Here is a 425-nt window from a genome sequence, read left to right on the forward strand (position 1 = left end):
GGTGGTTTGTCAACACTTTCAAATAAAATCATTGAATCTATTTATTCAGCTGCTGAACTTGATGAACAAATGTTGTTCCAATACTTGCTTATTGACGCTGTAACAACTGGTAAAATGCACGTTGAAGCCGTTGGATCAGATATGAAAGCTGTAGTTAAGAAAGCACGTGCCATTGCTAAAGACATGGAGTTTATTTCTCCTCGTTATAACATTGAGCGTGTTCACACTTACACTAAACTTGAAGATGCTTACATCTTGACAACTCCAGATATGGAAGCTGAACTTGATGTTGATTTGTTAGCAGGTGTATTCAATCTTAACAAATCTGATTTCAAACAACGTATCATCACTGTTCCAAATGCAGAATACTTTGACAATGAACGTTTTGCTAATTTAACAGTTGGTGAACGTAAACAAATTCGCCA

General features: G+C 36.0%; 1 protein-coding gene. It reads left to right on the top strand.

Translation table 11 applies throughout. The features are described 5' to 3' along the window. Positions 1-425: hypothetical protein (locus tag A3729_RS32695; protein WP_197475728.1), on the top strand; the 425-nt coding region annotated here is incomplete at both ends.

Source organism: Oleiphilus sp. HI0043, assembly GCF_001634935.1.